At 51.3% G+C, this 23,821-nt stretch carries 22 protein-coding genes; 13 read left to right on the top strand and 9 right to left on the bottom strand.

The genetic code is table 11. The features are described from left to right. Positions 1-89: 89 nt before the first annotated feature. Positions 90-452 (bottom strand): hypothetical protein, encoded by a 363-nt coding sequence (locus AC2IBB_RS17250; RefSeq protein WP_486328008.1) that lies wholly within the window; start codon positions 450-452, stop codon positions 90-92. 12 nt (positions 453-464) lie between these two features. Then, positions 465-1,259: an AAA family ATPase gene (locus AC2IBB_RS17245; protein ID WP_486328007.1), complete on the bottom strand. Its 795-nt coding sequence runs from the start codon at positions 1,257-1,259 to the stop codon at positions 465-467. 200 nt (positions 1,260-1,459) lie between these two features. Here AC2IBB_RS17245 and AC2IBB_RS17240 point away from each other — a divergent pair, with 200 nt between their 5' ends. The 11 genes from AC2IBB_RS17240 to AC2IBB_RS17190 all read left to right on the top strand — a co-directional run bounded on the left by AC2IBB_RS17240 (position 1,460) and on the right by AC2IBB_RS17190 (position 11,347). Beyond that, the gene (locus AC2IBB_RS17240; protein WP_486328006.1) at positions 1,460-1,768 is read left to right on the top strand and encodes a c-type cytochrome; all 309 of its coding nucleotides are present in this window, start codon (positions 1,460-1,462) and stop codon (positions 1,766-1,768) included. A gap of 125 nt (positions 1,769-1,893) precedes the next feature. After that, positions 1,894-3,660, top strand: a complete 1,767-nt coding sequence (locus AC2IBB_RS17235) for a cytochrome D1 domain-containing protein (RefSeq protein WP_486328005.1) — start codon at positions 1,894-1,896, stop codon at positions 3,658-3,660. Between the two features lie 67 nt (positions 3,661-3,727). Then, the gene (locus AC2IBB_RS17230) at positions 3,728-4,090 is read left to right on the top strand and encodes a c-type cytochrome (protein ID WP_486328004.1); all 363 of its coding nucleotides are present in this window, start codon (positions 3,728-3,730) and stop codon (positions 4,088-4,090) included. Beyond that, complete coding sequence (locus tag AC2IBB_RS17225; protein ID WP_486328003.1) at positions 4,087-5,331, top strand: cytochrome D1 domain-containing protein; 1,245 nt, start codon at positions 4,087-4,089, stop codon at positions 5,329-5,331. Before AC2IBB_RS17230 ends, AC2IBB_RS17225 begins: the two co-directional genes overlap by 4 nt. Continuing rightward, positions 5,328-5,834, top strand: coding sequence for an Lrp/AsnC family transcriptional regulator (locus AC2IBB_RS17220; RefSeq protein ID WP_216740161.1), 507 nt, complete (start codon positions 5,328-5,330; stop codon positions 5,832-5,834). Before AC2IBB_RS17225 ends, AC2IBB_RS17220 begins: the two co-directional genes overlap by 4 nt. Before the next feature lie 27 nt (positions 5,835-5,861). Beyond that, positions 5,862-6,398 carry a siroheme decarboxylase subunit beta gene (gene ahbB / locus AC2IBB_RS17215; protein WP_486328002.1) on the top strand — a complete coding sequence of 179 codons (537 nt, stop codon included), beginning with the start codon at positions 5,862-5,864 and terminating at the stop codon, positions 6,396-6,398. Next, positions 6,395-6,904: an AsnC family transcriptional regulator gene (locus tag AC2IBB_RS17210; RefSeq protein WP_486328001.1), complete on the top strand. Its 510-nt coding sequence runs from the start codon at positions 6,395-6,397 to the stop codon at positions 6,902-6,904. The genes ahbB (AC2IBB_RS17215) and AC2IBB_RS17210 overlap by 4 nt, the downstream gene beginning before the upstream one ends. Continuing rightward, on the top strand, positions 6,879-7,412 hold the full coding sequence (ahbB, locus tag AC2IBB_RS17205) for a siroheme decarboxylase subunit beta (RefSeq protein WP_486328000.1): 534 nt from the start codon (positions 6,879-6,881) through the stop codon (positions 7,410-7,412). Before AC2IBB_RS17210 ends, ahbB (AC2IBB_RS17205) begins: the two co-directional genes overlap by 26 nt. After that, positions 7,409-8,569 carry a heme d1 biosynthesis radical SAM protein NirJ gene (gene nirJ / locus AC2IBB_RS17200; RefSeq protein WP_486327999.1) on the top strand — a complete coding sequence of 387 codons (1,161 nt, stop codon included), beginning with the start codon at positions 7,409-7,411 and terminating at the stop codon, positions 8,567-8,569. The genes ahbB (AC2IBB_RS17205) and nirJ overlap by 4 nt, the downstream gene beginning before the upstream one ends. 18 nt (positions 8,570-8,587) lie before the next feature. After that, positions 8,588-10,096: a cytochrome D1 domain-containing protein gene (locus tag AC2IBB_RS17195; protein ID WP_486327998.1), complete on the top strand. Its 1,509-nt coding sequence runs from the start codon at positions 8,588-8,590 to the stop codon at positions 10,094-10,096. Positions 10,097-10,489: 393 nt separating this feature from the next. Then, the gene (locus tag AC2IBB_RS17190) at positions 10,490-11,347 is read left to right on the top strand and encodes a PEP-CTERM sorting domain-containing protein (protein ID WP_486327997.1); all 858 of its coding nucleotides are present in this window, start codon (positions 10,490-10,492) and stop codon (positions 11,345-11,347) included. Positions 11,348-11,540: 193 nt separating this feature from the next. Here the strand turns inward: AC2IBB_RS17190 and AC2IBB_RS17185 are convergent, their stop codons facing one another. Both AC2IBB_RS17185 and AC2IBB_RS17180 read right to left on the bottom strand, forming a co-directional pair. After that, positions 11,541-13,250: a sensor domain-containing diguanylate cyclase gene (locus AC2IBB_RS17185; protein ID WP_486327996.1), complete on the bottom strand. Its 1,710-nt coding sequence runs from the start codon at positions 13,248-13,250 to the stop codon at positions 11,541-11,543. 599 nt (positions 13,251-13,849) lie between these two features. After that, positions 13,850-15,022 (bottom strand): serine hydrolase domain-containing protein, encoded by a 1,173-nt coding sequence (locus AC2IBB_RS17180; protein ID WP_486327995.1) that lies wholly within the window; start codon positions 15,020-15,022, stop codon positions 13,850-13,852. An 828-nt stretch (positions 15,023-15,850) separates the two neighbouring features. Between AC2IBB_RS17180 and AC2IBB_RS17175 the strand changes: the two genes are divergently transcribed. Beyond that, positions 15,851-16,639: a ferredoxin reductase domain-containing protein gene (locus AC2IBB_RS17175; RefSeq protein ID WP_486327994.1), complete on the top strand. Its 789-nt coding sequence runs from the start codon at positions 15,851-15,853 to the stop codon at positions 16,637-16,639. Between the two features lie 121 nt (positions 16,640-16,760). Here AC2IBB_RS17175 and AC2IBB_RS17170 read toward each other — a convergent pair whose 3' ends face one another. The 5 genes from AC2IBB_RS17170 to AC2IBB_RS17150 all read right to left on the bottom strand — a co-directional run bounded on the left by AC2IBB_RS17170 (position 16,761) and on the right by AC2IBB_RS17150 (position 22,614). Then, complete coding sequence (locus AC2IBB_RS17170; protein ID WP_486327993.1) at positions 16,761-17,591, bottom strand: sulfite exporter TauE/SafE family protein; 831 nt, start codon at positions 17,589-17,591, stop codon at positions 16,761-16,763. A 223-nt stretch (positions 17,592-17,814) separates the two neighbouring features. Then, positions 17,815-18,843, bottom strand: a complete 1,029-nt coding sequence (locus AC2IBB_RS17165) for a methionine synthase (protein WP_486327992.1) — start codon at positions 18,841-18,843, stop codon at positions 17,815-17,817. A 31-nt stretch (positions 18,844-18,874) separates the two neighbouring features. Then, positions 18,875-19,849, bottom strand: coding sequence for a DUF1852 domain-containing protein (locus tag AC2IBB_RS17160; protein WP_486327991.1), 975 nt, complete (start codon positions 19,847-19,849; stop codon positions 18,875-18,877). 1,104 nt (positions 19,850-20,953) lie between these two features. Further along, positions 20,954-22,054, bottom strand: a complete 1,101-nt coding sequence (locus AC2IBB_RS17155) for a helix-turn-helix transcriptional regulator (protein WP_486327990.1) — start codon at positions 22,052-22,054, stop codon at positions 20,954-20,956. Positions 22,055-22,230: 176 nt separating this feature from the next. Further along, positions 22,231-22,614: a winged helix-turn-helix transcriptional regulator gene (locus AC2IBB_RS17150; RefSeq protein ID WP_279504977.1), complete on the bottom strand. Its 384-nt coding sequence runs from the start codon at positions 22,612-22,614 to the stop codon at positions 22,231-22,233. A 117-nt stretch (positions 22,615-22,731) separates the two neighbouring features. On the opposite strand from AC2IBB_RS17150, the gene AC2IBB_RS17145 reads away from it, so the two are divergent. Then, complete coding sequence (locus AC2IBB_RS17145) at positions 22,732-23,658, top strand: alpha/beta fold hydrolase (RefSeq protein ID WP_486327989.1); 927 nt, start codon at positions 22,732-22,734, stop codon at positions 23,656-23,658. Positions 23,659-23,821: the final 163 nt, after the last annotated feature.

The raw sequence follows: 23,821 nt of genomic DNA, 5'->3' as shown, positions 1-23,821 counted from the left end.
CCCTGACGAAGTTGATGATGAAGTGGAAGTCCGGCGCCTCCGAACTTCGAGATAAACTTGGCTTTGCTACGGCGGCAATGAACGGCGCCTCACTCTCGCCCCCAGATAGACAGCGGACGACCGGCGTTTTCGCGGGTCAGCGCATAGACGCCCCAAACCACACAGGCGCCGTGCGCCGCCAACCAATAGACCAGGACCAATGTAACGGTGATCGGCTCCCAGTCGCTCAACCACAACACGACCAGCGGAATGACAACCAGCAGGAAGCCATTGATAAGTCCGCCAATCAGCGCAACCCTCTGCGCCGCCAACAACGCGGCAGGCGCGCTCCGACGACGGCGCCAATACCAGCCGAGCAGGATCAAAAACGACGCTCCCGGCAGCGCCAGCAGGTTCACCAGGTACAAAATATGCGGCCATAAATATGCTCGCTGCGGTATGGGATCTTCCATCCGAAACCCCGGTCAGTCCCTGCCAAAATGAATATCGACCACTTGAAGCAAAGCGCGAAGCGTCTCCGCATCGTCGGTTAACGGCTCCACCAGACAGGCCCGGCAGGCGCGCGCCGGTTCGACGCCACTGGCCATCAGACGCGCGGCGTAAATCAGCAAACGGGTGGACGCCGCTTCTTCCAGATCATGTTGCTCCAGACGCCGCAAGGCGGCTCCCACGTCAACAATGCGCCGCGCCAACGGCGAACTGACGCCGCCTTCTTTTTCCACAATGCGGGCTTCCAGTTCCGGCGCGGGATAGCTCAGACTGACGCCGACAAAACGCTGGCGGGTGCTGGGTTTCATCCCTTTAAGCGCGTTCTGGTAACCAGGGTTGTAGGAGACCACCAGCATGAAGCCCGGCGCGGCCTGTAATTGTTCGCCGGTGCGGTCGATGGGCAGGATGCGGCGGTCATCAGCCAGTGGATGCAGCACCACTGTCGTGTCCTTACGCGCCTCCACCACTTCGTCCAGATAACACAACCCGCCTTCCCGCACTGCCCGCGTCAAAGGGCCGTCTTGCCAGAAGGCTCCGTCTCCGCCGATCAAATGACGCCCCACCAGGTCCGAAGCGGTCAGGTCGTCGTGACAGGCGACTGTGTATAAACGCCGGCTCAAACGATGGGCCATGTGCTGCACAAAGCGGGTTTTGCCACACCCGGTCGGCCCCTTGATCAGTACTGGCAAACCATGGCTGCAGGCTTTTTCAAACAGCTCGATTTCACCGCCTTGGGGAAGGTAGAAAGGGGCGTCCTGAGTGGCGTTCATAGGCTGGCGATCCTGTGCTGGGGCATGTCCGATCTCTGTTTTTTTACCCTACCCGAAACCTGTTTTCGCTCATGTACCCACGATGGGGTATTTGGCGCTTGCGCTCGCAAAACATTGATCCTCATCAACTTTACCCATCCGTCGCTGACCTACTCTCGTTGCGCTCAAGGACATTCACCCAGCAGCAAAAGGGGACAGCCATGGGAATATTCAAGCCTGCAACCTTAGTGTGTTTAGTCGCCGTTGCGCTTTCAGGAAACGCCCTCGCAGGCGACCCCGCAGCCGGCAAAGCGAAGGCCGCAACCTGCGCCGGTTGCCACGGCGCGGAAGGAGTCAGCGGCAACGGGATCTGGCCGAATCTGGCCGGACAGAAAGAGGGATACCTGGTCAAGCAACTCAAGGATTTCCGCGACGGCAAACGCAACGACCCGATGATGTCCAGCATGGCCAAGCCACTGTCGGACGATGACATCGCCAACCTCGCCGCCTTTTACAGTCAACTCAAATAGGAGTCTTCCCCCCACCTGAATCATCGTTTAAAAGCGCCGTAGTTTCGCAAGGCGCGTCCGGGATCGGACGGTTTTGCGTCAGCAAAGAATCGAAATAGCAAGACTCTGATGAGAAGGACAGTGCTATGCATACAGACAGCGCTCCAAAACGCAGCCAACGCTCGCCGTCCAGGCCGTTGCGCCTGCATTACTCCACCCTTTCCCTCGCCCTGGTCGCCGGCTTATCGAGCCCTGCCTGGGCGGATACTAAAAGCGATCTTGTTAATTCCCCGCCCGGACAATACGAAAGCGCCCCCACGGCGATGACCGGGGAAGGCCTGCGCATTGTGCGCTCTCCCGGCGCTCCGGACCTGACGGAAGATGAGTTCCAGAAGGCGACGCGCATTTATTTCGAACGTTGCGCCGGCTGCCACGGCGTGCTGCGTAAAGGCGCCACCGGCAAACCGCTGACGCCGGATATTACTCAGGCCAAAGGGTCGGATTATCTGGAGGCGTTCATCAACTACGGCTCCCCCGCCGGCATGCCAAACTGGGGAACCTCCGGCGACTTCACCGCCGATGAGGTCAAACTCATGGCGAATTTCCTGCAGCATGAACCGCCGCAGCCGCCTGAGTGGGGGATGGCGGAGATGAAAAACAGCTGGAGAGTCCTGGTCAAAACGGAAGATCGTCCCACCAGGCAACTCAATGCGCTCAACCTGAAAAATCTGTTCTCCGTCACGCTGCGGGACGCTGGTCAAGTGGCGTTGATCGACGGCGACAGCAAAAAAATCGTAACGATTATAAAAACAGGCTACGCCGTACACATTTCGCGCTTGTCATCCTCGGGACGCTATCTGTTCGTCATCGGGCGCGACGCCAAGGTCAATATGATCGATCTATGGATGAAGACCCCCGCCACGGTGGCGGAAATCAAAGTCGGCCTGGAAGCGCGCTCAGTGGAAACGTCCAAATACAAAGGGTTCGAGGATACCTACGCCATCGCCGGCGCCTACTGGCCGCCGCAGTATGTGATCATGGACGGTGAAACCATGGAGCCGCTGAAAATCGTCTCCACCCGCGGCATGACCGTGGACACCCAGGAGTATCACCCCGAGCCGAGAGTCGCCGCCATCGTGGCGTCCCATGAAAAGCCTGAGTTCATCGTCAACGTCAAGGAAACCGGCAAAATCCTGCTGGTCAACTACGAAGACATCAACGCCCTGAAAGTCACCACCATCGACGCCGCGCGCTTCCTGCACGACGGCGGTTGGGACAACACCCATCGTTACTTCCTCACCGCCGCCAATCAGTCCAACAAGGTGGCGGTCATCGACTCCAAGGACGGCGCGCTGGAGGCGTTGATCGATGTCGGCGCAATCCCTCATCCCGGTCGCGGCGCCAACTTTACAGACGCCAAATATGGTCCAGTCTGGGCCACGAGCCACCTGGGCGATGGAAGCATCGCCGTGATCGGCACGGACCCGGACAAACATGGCGACTACGCCTGGAAACAGGTGCGCTCGCTAAACGCCCAGGGAGGCGGATCGCTGTTCATTAAGACGCACCCCAACTCTAAACACCTGTACGTGGACACGCCTCTGAATCCGGACGTCAACATCAGCCAGTCGGTAGCCGTATTCGACCTCGGCGATATAGAGGCCAAATACAAGGTGCTGCCTATCGCCCAATGGGCGGAGCTGGGTGATGGCCCCAAACGTGTGGTGCAACCCGAGTTTAACGAAGCTGGCGATGAAGTCTGGTTCTCAGTCTGGAACGGCAAGGAGCAGGAATCCGCCATCGTCGTGGTGGACGATAAAACGCTGGCTCTGAAAACCGTCATCAAGGACCCGCGGCTGGTGACGCCGACAGGCAAGTTCAACGTGTACAACACCCAACACGATATTTACTGATTCATGACCAGGAGAACGCGCTCGCGACGAGTCCGTCTCGCGCGAGCGGCGTCGGGATGCATCCATCATGAGAAAACCGGTAACGCTCATCACAGGCGCATTGGCGCTGCTAATCGCCTGCGCCTCGCCATTCGTCCGCGCGGCGGAGGACAACCACAGCGCGGCGCAATTACGCAATCTGGTGCTTCAGGACTGCGGCTCCTGTCATGGCCTTAGCTTGAAAGGCGGACTGGGCCCCTCGTTACGTCCGCAACCTATGCAAGCGTTAGGTATGGACGCCATCCGCCTCATCATTACCGACGGCAAGCCGGGCGCCGCCATGCCGCCCTGGCGCGATCTACTGACGGAACAGGACATTCGCCGCATCGCTCAAAACCTGCTGAGCGGCGCTTACATCAGCGACAACCATAACACTCAGGAAAGCCCATGAAAGAGAAAATCCCCCATCTGCGGTTATTTCAACGCTTTACTCTACTGCTGATGTTCATGGGGCTTAGCGCCTGCGCGCACATCGACGCAGGCGAAGATGTGAGGTATCAGGGCGGTACGGGAGACCTTGGCTTCATCATCGAACGCACTGAAGGCAGCGTCCTGCTGGTCAACACCAGCCAACGCAAAGTCATCAAACGCATCCAAGGTCTGGGCGACCTCTCCCACGCATCCATTGTCTATTCCCGCGATCAACGCTATGGCTATGTGTTCGGTCGCGACGGCGGCCTTAGCAAAGTGGATCTGCTGCGCGGCGAAGTAGTCAAACGCATCATTCAGGCCGGCAATAGCATCGGCGGCGCCATCAGTCAGGACGGCGCCTATGTGGCGGTGTCCAACTACGATCCCGGTGGTGTGAATATTTTCAACAGCGAAGATTTGGCGCTAGTAGCGACTATTCCCGCCACATCGGTCATAAAAGACGGCGTCGCCAAAGGATCGAAAACCGTCGGCCTGGTGGACGCGCCCAATAACCGCTTTGTCGTCAGTCTGTTCGACAGCGACGAAATCTGGATATTGGACATGACGGACAGCGATCCGGCGTCGGGTTTGCAGCCGCAGATCGCCAAGTTCACGGAGATTGGCCGCCAACCCTACGACGCCTTGATTACTCCCGAGGGTCGCTATTATCTCGCCGGATTATTTGGCGATAACGGCATGGTCAAGCTCGATTTGTGGCGACCGCAGGAGGGCGTGAAGCGCATCATGCCGACCTATGGTCCCGGCGAGCAGCGCCTGCCGGTCTACAAAATGCCTCACCTGGAAGGATGGGCTCAGGCTGGGCGCTACCTGTTCGCGCCCGGCGTGGGCCGCCACGAAGTCATCGTGATTGATTCCTACGACTGGCGCCTCCTGCGTCGCATCCCCGTTTACAGCCAACCGGTGTTCGTGATGGCGCAGCCGGACGCGCGCAGAGTCTGGGTCAACTTCGCCCATCCGGATAACGACCGGGTGCAAGTCATCGACGTGGAAAGTCTGCAGGTCATCAACACGATAGAAGCGGGAAAAGCCGTGATGCATATGGCCTTTACACCGAGAGGCGATCAACTCTGGATTTCACTGCGCGACGATAACCGCGTGGATATTTACGACCCGTACAGCATGCAGCGGACCGACAGCTTGCCCGCCATACACCCCAGCGGCATCTTTTTCACCGACAGAGCTAACAGGATCGGCTTATGAGCGCCCTCACCTCTCCGACTTCCACCCATACGCCATCAACAAACACTATTGAACTCAGTGGGCTGGAGAAAGCTATTCTGAGCGACTATCAAAAAGGTTTCCCGCTGACGCCGCGTCCCTTCTACACCCTGGCGAGCCAGCTTGGCTGCACCGAAGCCGAGGTGCTGGCCTGCCTGCAACGCTTGCAACAACTAGGCGTCATCACCCGCATCGGCCCGGTATTTAACCATCGACGCGCCGGCGCCAGCACCCTGGCGGCGCTGCGGGCGCCTGTCGGGCAGTTGCAGGACATCGCCGAGCTGATTAACGCCTATGACGAGGTGAATCATAACTATCTGCGCGAGCACGACCTGAACCTGTGGTTCGTCGTCACCGCGCCGGATGCGGATCATCTGGACGCCGTGATACGCAATATGGAGACGGCGACGGGGCTGAAGGTCCGGCGGTTTCCCATGGTCAGGCCTTACCACATCGACCTGGGGTTTCGTCCGGACTTCGATTGAAACACACATGATGCAGGAGACGTCGACATGCATGTAATTTCGAGCCCTCCCCCTGATCAAACCTCAGCGCAGGAGCGATTGCGAATAGCGCTACAGGATGGACTGCCTCTGTCGCCACGCCCTTACCTGGCGCTGGCGCAGCAGTGCGGGCTCAGCGAGCAGGACGTAATCGAAGCGCTGCAAACCTGGGAGCAGTCGCGTCTGACGCGTCGTTTCGGCATCGTCATCAATCATCACAAAATCGGTTACACCAGCAACGCCATGGTGGTGTGGGAGGTCGCCGACAGCGAGGTAAATCGTCTCGGCGCCGCCATCAGTCGCACAGGATTGGTGTCGCTCTGTTACCAGCGCAGGCCGGACGGCCCTGACTGGCCCTATAACCTGTACTGCATGCTGCACGGTAAATCCCGGGAAGAAGTACTGCGACGACTGCAGCGCCTGAAGGCGCAATGCGGTCTGCAGGACACGCCCTGCGCAGTACTGTTCAGTCTGCGGCAATACAAACAGTGCGGCGGCCACTACGCCCATACAAAACCGCCCGTCTCGGTGAAGGAGGTTCTATGACCGCCCAGCCAATACATCCCCACACCACAGGTCGCATGCCCCATGACCCCAGCGACTATCAGCTGGACGCGGTGGATCGTCATCTTATCAACACACTGCAGATCGGTTTTCCCATTTGCGATGAACCTTACGCCGCCGTCGCCGGGGAATTGGGCATCAGCGAAACGGATTTGCTGGAGCGCCTGCAACATTTGCTGCACACCGGTTACCTGACCCGGTTCGGGCCGTTCTACCACGCCGAACGTCTCGGAGGAGGATTGACCCTCGCGGCGATGCAGGTCCCGGCGCATGACGTCGAACGCGTGACGGCGGCGATCAACCGCCACCCCGAAGTCGCTCATAACTACGAACGCGACCATGACCTCAACCTTTGGTTTGTCGTCGCCACGGAAAAGCCGGAACACATCGACGCCGTGCTCACCGCCATCGCGCTTGAGTCTGGATATCCTGTTCACAATTTGCCGAAACAGAGGGAGTTTTATGTTGGCCTCCACTTCCATGCCTGACCCCGCCCGGACTGAGGTCCCAGAAACGCTTGCGCCGCTGGATCGTCAACTGATTCTGTTGACCCAGGGCGGCCTGCCGCTGGTTCCACGCCCGTTTGACGCCCTGGCGACCACGCTGGGCGTTTCAGCAGATGAAGTCAAAGCCCGTTTCGAACGCATGCTCGCCAACGGCTGCATTCGCCGCATCGGGGCCGCGCCTAATCATTACCGCCTGGGATATCGCGCCAACGCCATGACGGTGTGGGATGTGGATGACGCCCAGGTTATGAACTTGGGCGAGCGTATCGGCGCGCTGCCCTATGTCAGCCATTGTTATCTGCGCCCCAGAATACCGTCGCAGTGGCCATATAACCTGTTCGCCATGATTCACGGTAAGAACCGTGCGGATCTGGATGGCTATCTGACGGAGATGACCGCCCTGCTGGGAAACGCACGCCGCGCCAGCGACCTGCTGCTCAGCACTCGAATCCTGAAAAAAACCGGCATGCGCTTCAGTGGAGGACAATGATGTTCAGGATCAGTCACTACATGCGCGCCCTCGTACATGAAGAAGCTTTCAAACCACGCCCGAAACCGTCAGCTCCCGTGGTGATCTGGAATCTGATTCGGCGTTGCAATCTGACCTGCCGCCACTGCTATTCCATCTCCGCCGATATCGACTTTCCCGGCGAACTGAGGACCGCCCAGGTGTTCGACACTCTTGAGGATCTCAAACAGATGGGAGTTCCAGCAGTCATTCTATCCGGCGGCGAGCCTTTGCTGCGCAAGGACATATTTCTGATTGGCGCCTACGCCAAATCGCTGGGTCTCTACGTAGGGTTATCCAGCAACGGCACGCTGATGAATCGCGACACCGCCGCGGCGATCAGCGACACCGGCTTCGACTATGTCGGCGTCAGCATTGATGGAACGGAGGCCACTCACGATGAGTTCCGGCAGATGCCAGGGGGCTTCAAAGCCGCGCTGGCTGGGGTGGAGCACTGTAAGTCCGCAGGAGTGAAAGTTGGCCTGCGTTTCACCCTGACGGAGAACAACGCCGCGCAACTGCCCGCTATGTTGGACCTGATGCGGGACCGGGATATCGATAAGTTCTACCTGTCTCACCTCAATTACGCCGGACGCGGTCTTCGCCACCGCAAACGCGATGCGTTCCACCAAACCACCCGAAACGCCATGTTGCTGTTATTCGAACGCGCTCATGAAGACGCTCTCGCCGGGAGGAATAACGAATACGTCACTGGCAACAACGACGCCGACGGACCATTCCTGTTGAACTGGGCGGCGCAGCGCTACCCGCACAGACTGCAGGACCTGCAATTGCGACTGGCGCACTGGGGCGGCAACGCCTCAGGAGTGGGCATCGCCAATATCGATAACACAGGAGAAGTGCACCCGGATACGTTCTGGTGGAGTCACAACCTGGGCAATATCAAAGAGCGGCCTTTCTCCGCAATCTGGCGGGACACTCAAGACGCCTTCATGCTGGGTTTGCGCGCGCAGTCACGGCCCCTGCTCGGACGCTGCGGCGCCTGCGCCGTGCGCCAGATTTGCAACGGCAACACCCGCGTGCGCGCCTATACGCATAGCGGCGGCGACTTCTGGGCGGAGGACCCGGGCTGTTACCTGACAGATGCGGAAATCCGATCGAGCTCAGACGCACATTGATTATCACGGGAAGTCTTAATGAAATTATCGCCCATACTCCTATTCGCCACACTGACTTTGAGCGCTTTCGTCACACCAGCCTCAGCGGACAGCACTTCAAACAACGCCGCCAGCGACACGGAAGCGCTGTATCAAACGCATTGCGCCGCCTGCCATCACCCCCAACGCCTCGGCGGCGTCGGCCCGGCGCTATTGCCTGAAAGCCTGGGGCGCCTAAGTCCACAACAGGCGCAGGACGTCATATTACATGGCAGGGCCGCCTCGCAGATGCCCGCTTTCGAGGACCGCATAACGGAGAGTCAGGCGACGCAGTTGGCCGCTTATCTGTTTCAGCCCGCACCAGCATCGCCGAGATGGTCAGAAGACGATATCCGCGCGTCGCATACTATTCATTTCCCCAAATCCAGCTTGGATGACAAGCCGCTCTTCGACGCCGACCTGATGAACTTGTTTATCGTAGTAGAAAGCGGCGATCATCACGCTACCTTGTTGGACGGCGACGCCTTTAAGCCCATTCACCGCTTTAAAACCCGTTACGCCTTGCATGGCGGGCCCAAGTTCTCACCGGACGGGCGCTATGTTTACTTCGCATCCCGAGACGGGTGGATTAGCCAGTTTGATATTTACAACCTGAAAACCGTGGCGGAGATTCGAGTCGGGCTGAATACCCGCAACCTGGCGCTCTCCGCCGACGGACATTGGGTGATGGTCGCCAATTACCTGCCGCACAATCTGGTGTTGCTGAACGCGGACCGGCTCAGCCCGGTAAAAACCTTCCCAGTCAGCAACGACGAACAAGGCTCAAGAGTGAGCGCCGTGTACACCGCCCCTCAGCGTCACAGCTTTATCGCCGCCATGAAAGATATCCGGGAGCTTTGGGAGATCGATTACGATCAGCCTGCGTTTCCCGTGCGTAAAATCGCCACCGAAGACTATCTGGACGACTTCTTTTTTGATCAGGATTACCGACATCTGATTGGCGCTTCCCGCAGTGGGGAAAGCGGTCAGGTTATCGACCTAGATTCCGGCGCGACCATCGCCACCCTGAACCTCCCTGGCATGCCGCACTTGGGATCGGGCATCAGCTGGGAAGCAGAGCAAGGCCCCTTGATGATGACGCCTCACCTCAAAGAAGGCGCACTGTCCGTCATCAGCATGAAAGACTGGAGCCTAGTGAAAACCCTACCTACTCTGGGCCCAGGATTCTTCACCCGTAGTCATGACGGCTCGCCTTACATCTGGGTGGATGTGTTCTTCGGACCGAACAAGGACAAACTCCATGTCATCGACAAAAATACGTTGGAAATTATCGCCACCCTCACCCCGGAGCCCGGTAAAACCGCCGCCCACGTAGAGTTCACCAAAGATGGCCGCTTCGCGCTGGTAAGCTTATGGGAGGACGATGGCGCTTTAATCGTCTATGACGCGCTAACGCTGAAGGAAATCACCCGACTGCCTATGTCCAAGCCGTCGGGCAAATATAATGTGTACAACAAAACCCACTATGTGCGCGGGACGAGTCATTAACGAGTCAAAGGCCCGAATTACTGCAATCAAAAGATCAGATGGAAGCGCTCCCCACAAGAAATGGATAGTGCTCTCCACGGGAATTAGCCGGTCAGGCGGTTGGCTCGGGTGAGCGCGGTTTCGACGGCTCACTTTGCGCGGGAACTAAAAAAAGTCTTCGGCGCCCCCCGGCGCGGGTATTTGCTTACTCGTTGCATAGAGCGCGCCACAGTTCTACACCGACATAGCCTATGTCCCTTTGAGTTTTCCCTCGATTAATCCCTGATTTCTTTTTTAATAATTAGTGTAAAATAATGAGGTAGTTCCCAAAGGAAAGGTTAACTCTTCCCAACAGTTTAGCAGTCGTCTTCTGGTTCACTTCACAGTAAATCAACACGGATGGAGATCGGCTCAATGAAAAAACAAACTTCCTCAAAGTCTCAATTTACTGCATCGTATTCGCAAGCTCAAAATGAGGCTGCGACCAGAAAAAGCCCATGGCTTTTATGTATATACGCTTTGTTCATATTAGGGTTTCCAGCAACATCATACAGCGCCCTGATTACTCAGCAGTGGATTTCTAAAGACAAATCCAAAGCAACCGTTACCCTTCGAGGCGGAGAAAGTATAAAGCTGCCTAAAAAAGGCGGCGGAGAAGTCACTGTAGAATGCAAAGGCGCGGTTGAATGCTCAATTACCCTGGCAGACTACAAGGATAAAAAGGGGAACGTCACCTACGATACAAACCTCTCTGGCCTGCAAGCAATGAATGGCTCCATTGATGAAGGCTTTGCGACTTTTGAAATTACGACTACGGGGGATTGGGGGGGGCTATTCACTAACAGCATTGTCACTGCGAACCTAATCGACTCAACCGGGTTCAACGCAACAGTAGGGCTGCCAGGAGATCAGATTCCACAGGGGGGAACCATTGACTACAGCACACGATGGTTTTCAGAGGGAGTCATTGGATTCGATCCAGCCACAATGGACGAAATTACGCTTGGCGACTTCTTCCTGGACTCAAGTACACCCCTAACCACATTTGAATATGATGTTCTTGATTCATCAGTCCCAATAATTGCGGCAACATTTACTATTGGCGAAATATACCGTTTTAGCACAGGCTTAGAAATCGCAAGCGAAGTAACGAAAAAAATGATTGTCCCAGAGCCTGAAGCCATCGCATTATTTAGCATAGGGTTAATTGCATTTTTCATTTCATCAAGGAGGAGTCTAATTGCCTCTATTTGTCACTTACTACATAAGTAACTGGCGGCGGAGTTATTCACCTTTGTGTGCTCTCCAGAGAATCAGGGAGCACACTCCTTCCTTACGCCATGAGTATTTGCAACCTTCTGCTATTTGTTCAGGCTGGCTTATGTACACGGTGAAGCAACGTTTTCGATTTGCCGGATAGCGCCGTGCCCGTCTGAGCCTCAATGTAAGTAGTTATCTCATAGCACTACCCATTACCCGGCGGCGGCTTATAAGTCTCCTTTTTGCCCCTGTCCCCTCCTATTCCAACAACAGTATTCAAGCTGCATTCGTACACCACGCGATTGCGCCCTAGTTCCTTGGCCTTGTACAAGGCGCTATCGGCTTTCTTCACGATATCCGCCGGCGTCCTATCATCACCGCCAAAAGCAGCTACGCCGAAGCTGCAGGTAATATGATGTTTATACCCCTCAAAGTCGAATTCGAGCAATGAGATATCCTGCCTGAGTCTCTCAATGAAGCTTCTGACGCCCTGATCCAGTTCCTCCGGAAATAATATTGAAAACTCCTCCCCTCCGACTCTGGCCACTACATCCGTACTTCGAAGCGACCCATTTAGAAACGAAGACAAACAGACTAATACCTCGTCTCCCGCCCCATGCCCCCACGTATCGTTAATCTTTTTAAAATAGTCGATATCAAAGGCGACCAGCGTAAAGCTGGTTTTATACCTGCAGGCCCTGGTATGCTCATAATTCAGCTTTTCCTTGAAGTAACGCAAATTGTAAAGCCCAGTCAGCGGATCGCGGCAAGCCATCTCTTTTAAGGCTGTATTTGCTTCATCTAACTCTTTAGTCCTTTCCGCGACTTTACTGTTAAAGTCGCTTTTCATATCTCTAACAAACCTCGACATCTCGCCAAAGTCACCTGCAAGCTGTCGGATTTCCGTCCACCCTTTAGCAAGTCCTTTTTCATCTACTCCATTTTTAATCGCACCAGTATACGCTTTGAGCTTATCCAGCGGCTTGGAAATATATGCGCTAACAATGAATCCAGCCATCGCGGAGAATACAATCAACAAAAATTCAATTATATATACCTTCCTGCCTCGTTCACTGACAATTGAGGCGACTTCATTTTCGTTCATTTTGGCCACCACGCCCCAGTCAAGATCTGAAATATACCTTGTTGAAGCCAAAACCATCTCCCCTGAGTAATCAATGGCGTTTCTCATGACTATTTCATTCCCCATCATAGCCTGAGTAATGGGGACTTTATACGCGGTCTTTGATACTGTCCGTTTAAAAGTCGCATCAGAATCATGCTTAACCGGCATAACAAATTGGGCGTCTCCATTATTATCGCGTATGGCGAAAAGCCATTCGCCTGTGCTCCCCATACTAGTTCCATCTTTTAAGTCATCGATAATCGCCCCCAAATAATAATCAACTTCTATATATCCAATACGGACTCCGTTTGTGTATACACCCACAACAACACCAACACAGGGAGTGCCGTCTTCTTGATGAATATAGATAAGCGGATAGGGGCTGCTATCGCCATTGAAAATTCGGTACACAACCTCATCCATAACTGAAGAAACATAATCTCCATCAGCGTCAAATATAGATATGTTATAAATATCTGCGTGCACTGCATTTGCGTCAATGAGGATCTTCCTTATCGTAAAAATCGCCTCTGAGTCTCTACTTATATTCCATGACTGTAAGCTTTCTCTCATTTGCGTCCTGCTTGCGATAAGTAGCGCTTCTTTAACTAACCCTTCCGTTACAGTGACTATCCAGTTCTTTTTTATTAACGACAGAGAAGATAGGCGCTCCTCTATCTCTGTTCTATAGTTTTTAGTTAGAGTTAAATTCAGATACAACAGGCTGGCGAGTAGGGGCAGGACCGCTAACAGCAAAAAGTTGACGGCGAGTATATGTTTAAGCTTCATCTGCAGTTCCTTGCAGTGGTGAACTGGTACATCCGTACAAGGAAAATAGTATGCCTATTACTAATAGGCAACCAGAAAATGCTAACTTTTGATGAGTCTCTGCAAGATTGGAAAAGTGTAGCGCCTGTTTCTAGGTATTAGTTGCTTTGACTCACCCTAAAGCTGGAGTAGGAAGCTTACTTCCATTCAGCTTTTCCCCCTTCTCAGAGGAGCTTGGGCGTTAACACTCCATGCCCCTCTTGTACTCAATATCGTCTCTAGAAGACTAATACAAGTTTACGCTTTTATTTCTCGATTCACACCCACTACACCTGGCCTACAGTCTGTGTGTTGGTAGAGCTTTCAATTCGCCTCAACGCATGAAACATGCTTCTTGGTTGCAGCACTGCGTACCAATTTTAGGCTTTGGCGCGATCGCATGGAGCAAAACATGAGCCGTCGGAATAACTCCAGGGACAATTCCCCCGCTGGTGCGCCTGTTCAAGAGTTTTGATCAGAATGGATTCCAACGTTTGGGTATCAATATGCAGTCTTTCGAGGTTGTAATATCTCATTCAGTCGAAAGGCGCACTCTTTAGTTGCACGTTCACAAAAAGGCGTCAAAGGATAAGAGACGCCCCCACCAGCAGCTCTTCCGCCAGTGCGCCGCGAAATGCTTCGCCATCTTCATCGAGTTCCGAGTTGATCAGGACGAACACGCCGTGACTCAGATCTTCCGTCAGAATCAGAATATTGGCGGCGCCCAGGTCTCGGCCGCTGTGTCCTACGAACTGGCGCTCGTTAACGCCTTCTGTGGTCCAGCCCAGGCCTTGATAAGGGTATATCGTGGATTTGACCTGTCGCCGCAGCATCCGCCTGGGGGCTCCTGGCGACAGGATGTCTCTACTGTTTGCGCCGCCAATCATCGCGCGCACAGCTTTACTGAGATCCTCTATCGAACAGCGAAGCATGCCGGCGGGAACATCCGGATAACCTTGTTGCGGCAGTTCTACGAAGTCGCCGTTTTCATAGTCATAAGGCTTGGCGAGCACATCGGGATCGAACTGTCGCAGGTACCAGTGGGCATTCCAGATTCCGAGGGGTTCAAGCACATGTCTTTCCACATAAGAGGCAAAGGGCTGGCCGCTGACGCACTCGACTACATATCCCGCCAGCGCCATCGCCACATTGCTGTAATCCCATTTTTGTCCGGGCCGCGCTCGACTGTATGAACTCTCTGGCGAGTAGGCGTCCCCTCCTCTCACCAGATAATTCTTTAGAAAGTTAGTCAGACTTTGCCTGGGATCGCCCTCATAGGAAGGGCTGCCATGCCCTTCATCGGAAATACTGGAAGTGTGCGTAAGGAGTTGTCGGGTTGTAATGGAGTCTTTGGGGCGATGAGGATTTCTAACCGGAAAGTCGATGAAGTCATTCACATCTGAGTCCAGGTCGAGCCCTTCCCGCTCAAAAAACTGCACCAGCGCGGTGGCGGTGAATAGCTTGCTGATTGACGCCAGATGCATGGGCGTGTCGACAGTGAGTTTGCGTCCCTTGCCGATATCGGCGAAACCAAAAGACGTTGAATAAAGCGTCCCTTGGTCTTTGGACATGATCGCCACGGAAGCTCCCGCCACATGAGCGGCATGCATGCGCGGTTGAATGCTTGATTCAAATTGCTCCCGCCACTCATCGAAAGAACGCGAAGCGTCATGGGTCGATTTCGCGAAGGCGAACTGAGGAGCGATCAGGCCTGCCATTCCCATTTTGAGCAAAGAACGTCTAACTAAAATCATGGATAGTTCCCTTACATAAGTCGTCGGATGTGACGCCAGACGGATGGCGTCGCTTAACATCACCTAATCGTGTTCCAGACCACACTTTGGTCCACCAGAGGCGAATCTATGATCTCATCGCCAATCCATTTCAATATTTATTAGAGAGCCCTGGGCCATTTAAAACAAATATGAAACCATTATTTATCAATACTTTTTTGCTTCTGTACATACCGATACATTTCTCACCTGAACATCGACAGTGGGTATTTCTTTAAACATTGACGCCAAAGGGGTTCCATTGTGAAGAATCACGCTCACAAAACCATATTTCATAGCGTCATTTTTGTAAGACTTACGGGTAAGTAACGAGATTCTGGTTTATCAGAAAAAAGCTAACCCGACATCAAATATGCGGCATAGAATGCCTATATTGATGCCGGATTAATAAATCAGAATAGATTCCGACGTCTGGGTACCTAAGTATGGCGGATGCCAGGAAGGATATCGGAAACTACCTGATGCTCCTTCACGGAGCAATTCTGAACAAAACCGCCAATCGCATATGGAAAGTAAGAATCAAGAGAGTATCGATTAATCAGGCAAACAAACAGCTTCCCTCTATTTGTCTACAACGACAGGGCCTGCCCGTGTCGGGCATGTCTCCCTCTTCTAGCCGCCACGTAGACGCATCCATGCGCCTCTTTATTAATATGCAAATAACATTACCATTTTAATGATATATGAGAAAAATTAATCGACTTGTGAAAATATACCATTTTTTTTCATCTTTAATATGCTTTAAGCTCTTGTGATCCACTATTAATAGCATTAACTATTGGTTTGTAAATGAATAAAGTTACCACTGCTACAGTGCGCCCGGTTGTTGCCTATGCTTGTCAGGTAATGAACGTAATGCCCTTGACCGCTGAAACCTTCCAGGTTGAGCTACAATCGCCCGCCGGCGCCGCTTTAGACTACCATGCGGGTCAATACCTCCAGCTTGAGCTAGACTTAAACAGTGATGGAAAACCGCAATCCCTGTTTTACTCCATTGCTAACAGTTTTAATCCAGAGCGACCTCGTCACCTGCAGCTTTTTATTCAAAACTGTAGTGAACTGACGGATAAAATTGTAAGTCGCCTCTTTCAACTAAGTGAAAACAATACAAACGTAAAAGTGACACTACCAATGGGACAGGCATTTTTACAAACCGACCTTCGCTTAAATCATTTATTAATAGCAGCAGGTTCGGGAATTTCTAAAATAAAATGTTTAACTGAAGAAATTCTAAGACAACAACCAGACGCTGATGTAAAGGTTTACTGGTCGAATAAAAATATCAACGACTTCTACCTGCTCGACGAGTTTCAAACCTGGGTAGCTCAAAGTAAAAATCTTCACTTCACACCTATCTTAGAATCAGCCGATACAGACTGGCCTGGCCGTTCGGGTTACATCTATGAAGTGATTCAGGAAGACTTTGAAGCTCTCGATGCTGCTCAGGTTTATCTATGTGGTTCGCCACAAATGGTATACGGTACAATCGATAAGCTTAAATCCATTGGTCTAAAAGAAGAAGCCTGCTACTCAGATGTTTTTGAATATGCTCCGAGAGATCGAAAGTTAGCCATATAGATAATTTAACTCCATTATACCTGCGAAAGATTTTCACCATAATTTGGCGACATATCCATGTCGCCAAATTGACGCTGTAACTCCCCCCATGAAGGCGGCGACATCGCCATGCAAAATTAGTCTAAAGGGAAAGCTGCGCCAACATACGCACGCCAGTGATGAGCAATACAACAGCAAAGATCTTCTTTAGTTTCGCCGCGTCCAGTTTTGCGGCCAGTGACGCCCCTACTGGCGCGAACATTACGGTTAGCGGCACAATACAAAGGAAGCCAATGAGATTGACTAATCCATATGTGCCGGCTGGCGCATCATTTGGCGTACTGCCCAATACCAACATTGTCAGCGCGCCCGGCAACGAAATGATTAGTCCTATTGCTGCAGCGGTGCCGACGGCCTTATGAGCTGGGTAGTTATATAAGGTGAGTAATGGAACAGAGATAGTGCCGCCGCCGATGCCAACCATAGAGCTGAAAAAACCGATGGATGTCCCCATCGCAGTTTGTCCTGCTTTATTGGGTAATTGCTGGAACAGCGCGGACTTCCCGGTTCTGAACAGCATATTCAGCGCAGACAAGGTCGCTATCACACCAAACAATACAGTAAGCCAGGCGCCGTCAACGCGAGTCACTAGCCAACTACCCGCCAACACACCAATAAGAATAAATGCGGCCCAGCGTTTTAAAAGGTCAACATCCACATTGCCTTTTTTATTGTGCGAACGGATTGAGCTAATGGACGTTGGCACTATCGTCGCCAGTGAGGTTGCTGTCGCCACAACCATTGCAGATTCTGGTGATACGCCAAAGCTTTGAAACAGGAAAAACAACACCGGCACAATAACGATGCCGCCGCCGACGCCTAACAAGCCGGCTAAAATACCGGCGAATATTCCCGTCGCGACCAACGCCAGAAGGGTAGAAATATTATTTGTTATGAATTCAGTGATACTCATCAGCTAAGGGTTCTATTATTAAAGACCGAAAAGACCCGCCATCGGCGCATGGAGCCATTGCGCCCCCTGTTGCCAGGCTTTTGTGTTGAACAACATCATCTATCTATCCGCCATCTATTTGTGCAACGACGGGGCCTGCGCATGTCCTGCGGCTCGCCCGCCGCGCAGGCGCATCCGAGCGCCTGATTAGTAACATGGCAATGTCATCGCCATGTTTAGAACACTAGACCGAGAGTTCTTTTCTCACGATCTCAGCGCCAGCTCGTAAGGCGTTTAGTTTGCCTCTCGCCACTTCACGGGACAGCGGCGCCATACCGCAATTGGTGCAGGGATAGAGTTTGTCAGCATCAACATACTTAAGCGCTTCTCGCAGAGTGGCGGCGACTTCTTCAGGCGTTTCAATGGTGTCAGTCGCCACGTCAATAGCTCCCACCATGACTTTTTTACCTCGAATGAGTTCGAGTAGCTCGATTGGCGCCAGGGAGTTGTGACACTCCAGCGAGATGATATCGATGTTAGATCGCTGCAGCTTTGGGAACACTTCTTCGTATTGTCGCCACTCGGAGCCTAACGTTTTCTTCCAATCTGTATTGGCTTTGATGCCATAGCCGTAACATATATGTACAACCGTTTCGCATTTAAGCCCTTCGATTGCTTTCTCTAAACAGGCGACCCCCCATTCATTAACGTCATCAAAAAACACATTAAATGCGGGCTCATCAAACTGAATGATATCAACACCTGCGGCCTCTAACTCTTTCGCTTCCTGATTGAGAATTTTGGCGAACTCCCAAGCTAGCGTTTTGCGGCTTTTATAATGATTATCATAGAGTGTATCCACCATTGTCATAGGGCCTGGCAGGGCCCATTTAATAGGTTGATCGGTCTGCTCACGTAAAAACTTGGCATCTTCAACAAACACGGATTTCGGACGACTTACAGGACCAACAACCGTCGGCACACTGGCGTCATAACGGTCACGAATTTTAACGGTTTCCCGCTTTTCAAGATCAACGCCGCTCAGGTGCTCAATAAAGGTAGTCACAAAATGCTGACGCGTTTGTTCGCCATCGCTAATGATATCGATGCCTGCCTGTTGTTGCTCTTGCAAAGACACTCGCAACGCATCCTGCTTTCCGCCAACCAGCTCATCCCCTTGTAATTTCCAAGGCGACCAAAGCTTCTCAGGTTCCGCCAGCCAAGATGGTTTAGGCAAACTTCCGGCAGTAGACGTAGGTAATAGTTTTTTCATAATTAATGCTGCTTAGTATCTCAGTTGAACATTAGGCGTAATTAGCTGACCAATTTTCCAGAATGGCCTGATAGGGCTTGATGAAGTGCTCCTCAGCAAACTTCCCCTGTTTAATCGCCAAGTGGCTACGCTCTTCACGATCATAAACAATTTGAGTCAGAGAATGATCTGAGTGCTTCAAATCTGGCTGATAGTGAGTACCTGCAACAGAATTGGCATTATAAATCTCAGGGCGATAAATCTTCTGAAAGGTTTCCATCGCACTTATCGTGCTAATAAGCTCAAGGTTGGTGTAATCAGTGAGCAAGTCGCCAAAGAAGTAGAAAGCCAAAGGCGCAACACTATTTGGCGGCATAAAATAGCGAACCTCAAAGCCCATTTTTTTGAAGTACTGTTCAGTCAGAGAGGATTCGCTTGGTAAATATTCAACTCCCAATACTGGATGCTGATTTTCAGTTCGATGATAAGTTTTGTTGTCTGAAACGCTCAGGCATATGACAGGCAATTTATTAAAATTCTCTTTGTAAGCCTTTGAGTTGAGGAAATCTTTAAAGAGATTGCCATGCAAATCGCCAAAGTTATCTGGAATGCGAAATTCAGCCTGCCCTTTATTATGATCGCGAAGCAGTACGCTAAAGTCATAGTCGCGCACGTATGAAGAAAAGTTATTCCCTACAATACCTTCAATACGTTTATTAGTTTTGTGATCGATAATATTGGTCTTCAATATTTCAATGGAGGGGAAGTGTTGACCATTGCCTTCAATATCTATATCGACAGAAATGATTTCCATCTCGACAGAGTAACGGTTTCCTTTGGGGTTGTCCCAATACGCTAGAGCATTGAACCGACTGTCAATCATCCTTAATGCCTTGCGCAAGTTCTCTTTGCGGCTGTCCCCTCTCGCCAAGTTGGCAAAGTTGGTTGTGATCCGCGTGCTGTCAGAAGGCTGATAGTTTTCATCGAAACAAATGCGTTTAATAGTGTATGTAAAACCTTTACTCATTGTGATCTGGTATCCCGTCTCTTGAAGTAAAATCTGAATCTTTTCAATGCTCGTTATGGACTTCTAAAGCGTCTTTCCTGAGATGTAGCCTATGAGTCTAAGTAAACATCAGCCGTACTGCTGTTGAGCGTTAGGAGCAGAGTAAAGTGCACGTTATACACGGCCCTCAATATGAATTAAATTGATTTTATTTAATACATCCATGAGCAGTATTCATGGGTCTCTTTAACGCAGGAAAGCCATACTGAATTGCTCGTTCCCGAAGATTGCCGCTCCACTCCCTATGCTGGCTACGGCCAGTTCACAATACGTCTGCAAGATGAATCGCCCCAGGTTTGTCGGAAGCTATTCTGAAGTCAAAAATTCCGGGAACAGGTGATTCCGCGAGGAAACCAGCTAATAATTGACTTTTCTTCCAGGCTGATTTCCTCTCATGATGTTGCGCTGTTGTTGCAGAAGATATCAAAAGCGCGTGATGCGACTTACTTTGAATCTACTTTGATACCCCTACAATAATATATGCGCCAGGATAATATTCATTTCTATCTCCAAGTAACGCTACGTCTATAGTGCACTCCACTGCGTCGCCCTCATACACAATATTGTAGTTAACTCTCATGTTTGCTCTTGACTCGACAATTGATGCGACATCTTCAGCCATTAATACTCGTACCAGAATTGAGTTAGACATAGACATATCAACCTCCTGCTTTATTCCTTTTTCACGAAAGAGACTCTTACATCAATAGTCGCCATGTCCCTCACGACAAGCCCTATAATAACTGTCCCGTCAACTTTCGGCGCCCCCAGTCAATTCTCCATAGAATTTAGTAATTTCTTGCGCTCCACAGATAAATTGACACTTTTCCCCGCTTTCGGCATCCCTAATTTTGGGGATGTCATAACCTCAAGGGAGTAACTCAGATATTGCTGGAATATCTATAAGCGAGGCAGAAGATTGCTAATCAATTGAATTACAACTATTTGGAAGCGGAGACATGGCGTACTTGAGATATTGAACGCTATTTTTACCTCATTGCCGGAAAACGTGGTCAATATATTCACTGTGTGGCACGACTTCCCTGCCCGTGCATTGAGGGCCTTTTACGCTGGCCTCAGTAGCGTGACGAGACGTAGCTGGGAATTAACCCCAACTTTGCTATAAATGCTCTTTATTTGGCTACGGACGGTATTTATCGCCTTACATTGCTTCTCACTGATTTCTTTAGGCGACATTCCTTTCAATAGTTCGGCCGCTACTTTTGATTCAGAGGCGGTAAGGTGGAAATCATTCATCAAACGGCTTTCCTGAGATTCAATCTTGTCCTCCTCTATAATTACGGTAGCGCCTGTTTTCATTTCGCCTAAAAGGCTTCTTCTTTCATCATTGGGGGTGATAGTTAACGATAACTCTCCTCGTATTCCGTTGGGTACCTGTAAGGTTTGAGTTATACGTGACTTAAGCGCCTTATAAATCGCTTTTTCTATTATGATATTCGCTACAGAAGATGAGTTCACACAAAGGCGACGACATTTTTCACATAAGCTTGTGTGAGGATCATAAATAGTACGTGCGGCGTAGGAGTTCATATATTCTATAAAGCCGGATGAATCGATATATATTATGCCGACAGCCAGTTTATCCAGCTTTACTTCACAGGTAGCGGCGCGAAGTTCCAGACTCGAAACCTCTTTTTGTATGGCTATGACGCGCGACAGGTGTTTAACAATATATTTGAGTCTTGCTTCTTCTTTAACTGTATAGTGCCCTTCCTGAGAAGAGCGTATTAAAGTAAAGTTCAGTAGTTTTCCGTTTCTAGCTTCTAGAACAGCACCGAGAACATGTTCCATGTCGCCTTGTTTTAGCCAGTCGTTAAAAAATTCGCTTCTCTGCCAAATATCTTTATCATTCGTATACTCAATAAGCCCCCTATCAGATAAATATTTGCCAAGCTTGGCATAGCCAGGCGTCCAGAAACACGGGTTTACAGATGCATAGTAACCCTCATATTCCTTCATTAAGTTTGCGTCAACGCCATAAATGCAGTGCTCTATCTGGCTAGGGCTTGTTGGGTTGTGCTCAAAGAAACCAGCGGAAGTTGATTCAAATGACTCGATAAGTCTCTTGATGAAGCGTTCCCAGCCCTCTTGCTGAAAAAGCGTGTCGTAGATGCTCTCGATAACTTGAAAGTCAGGATTATCCATATCAGCTTTCCTCCATATCCCGCTCGATACCTGACCGTGCTCTTACACCCAGGAAATAACGAACGCTCGGTATGAATGCTGTTACATCAACATGACCCAATCATCTTGTCCACTTAGGACATTATAGTTGACATAAGAAGGTTTTTTCAGACGAGTAACCTGGACCATTCATCCAACTAACCATTATCCCGATCATACTCCTGCCGTGCGCTGCGTATTTCATCATGGTGTGTGTTGGCCCAAGAAACCAGTTTCCAGAGTGACTTGGCCAGGCCTTCTCCCAGCGGGGTCAGTTCATACTCCACCTTTACTGGGACTTCCGGGTAAACCGTGCGGTTAACGTATCCATCCCGCTCCAGATCTCTCAAGGTTTGCGTCAGCATGCGTTGAGAAATGCCTTCGATTCGGGTTTTCAGCGAATTGAAGCGGTCTGGCCCCTCTACGAGGCTGAATAAGATCAGCATTGACCATTTATCCCCTACCTGACTGACCACATTTCGAATCGGACAGTCTTCATTTTGCAGAAAAACTCGCTTGCCGTTTTTGGTCTTGGTGCTCATTACTCTTCACTCACAGGTTATCAAAAGGTAACTAGGGCAGATTTTAGTGCCTAATTGTTGTCCAAAATTCTTTTCTGTATGTTAGTACACATTAGTAACCTACTTGAAGACAATTTTATGACTCAATCTCTACTTAACCTCGCGCTAAATGAATATGCAACACGCCGCGCAGAATCTGGAATCGATTTTTTTACCCCCAAATACGTAGCTGTCGGCAAGTTTAACGTTCGGTATGTACGTCACGTTAAAGAGAATGCGCCAACGTTGGTGCTGCTTAACGGTTTACCTCAAAGCATCCGCATCTGGGAGAGTTTTTGGGAAAGGCTATCCCATGACTTTGATCTGCTTGCCTTCGACATTCCTGGATTCGGGCTTACCAAAGCGGATGAAAGCGATATGTCGCCGAGAAAACTGGGGCGAGCCGTCATCGACATAATGGACCACTTTGGCATTCAGAAAGCGCACCTGATTGGCCCCGATGTGGGCGTGCCGACAACGCTTGCGGCCGTTATTGGTCATCCTGAGCGCTTCGAGAGTATTAATATTTTTGACGGCCCTGGCAGTTATCCGCCCAAAATGTCACCCATTTTGACGGCGGTCATCAAATCAGGTTTCGTCAGATGGCTTGCGAAAGGGCTAAATAGAAAGGCGGTTATGAAGACTAACTTTATGGTCGCAGTGAAAGAAGGTTACAAGCGCTACCGGCCAACAAAAAATGCAATTCGAGAGTATTACCAGATAACCCATGACCTGCAGAGTCATCGTTGCGCCATGAGTTTCTTTGGCGCCTACGCTCAGGATCTTCCCTGGATTCAGGAACGCCTGCGGAGCATTTCGGTTCCTACTTTGGTTACCTGGGGAAAACTCGACCCCTTCGTTGACGTCAGCAACGCCGACTATCTTGCATCGCACATCCCCTTGAGCAAACTCGTCATCTTTGAAAACGCCTCCCACTTTTCATCTGAAGATGCGGGAGAAGAGTATCTAAAGACCTTAACTAACTGGTGTCTGGGTGAATACAAGGGGGTACGGGGGAAAGCTTGATCCCCCCTACTCCTTTATTTCCCATTCCTTCTTTTGTATTTGTGTCGACTATTTGTGTCTGCGTTGCCGAGACTTCGCCCTGCCTTTCCATCAGGTTGGCGGAGTCTTTGCGGGCGCTCAGGAGCTATCCGCCACTGCCGCGTCGAGTGTGGGGATATCGATC

This window comes from Hahella sp. NS-SX17, assembly GCF_057367735.1.
This window is presented reverse-complemented; position numbering and strand designations above follow the sequence as displayed.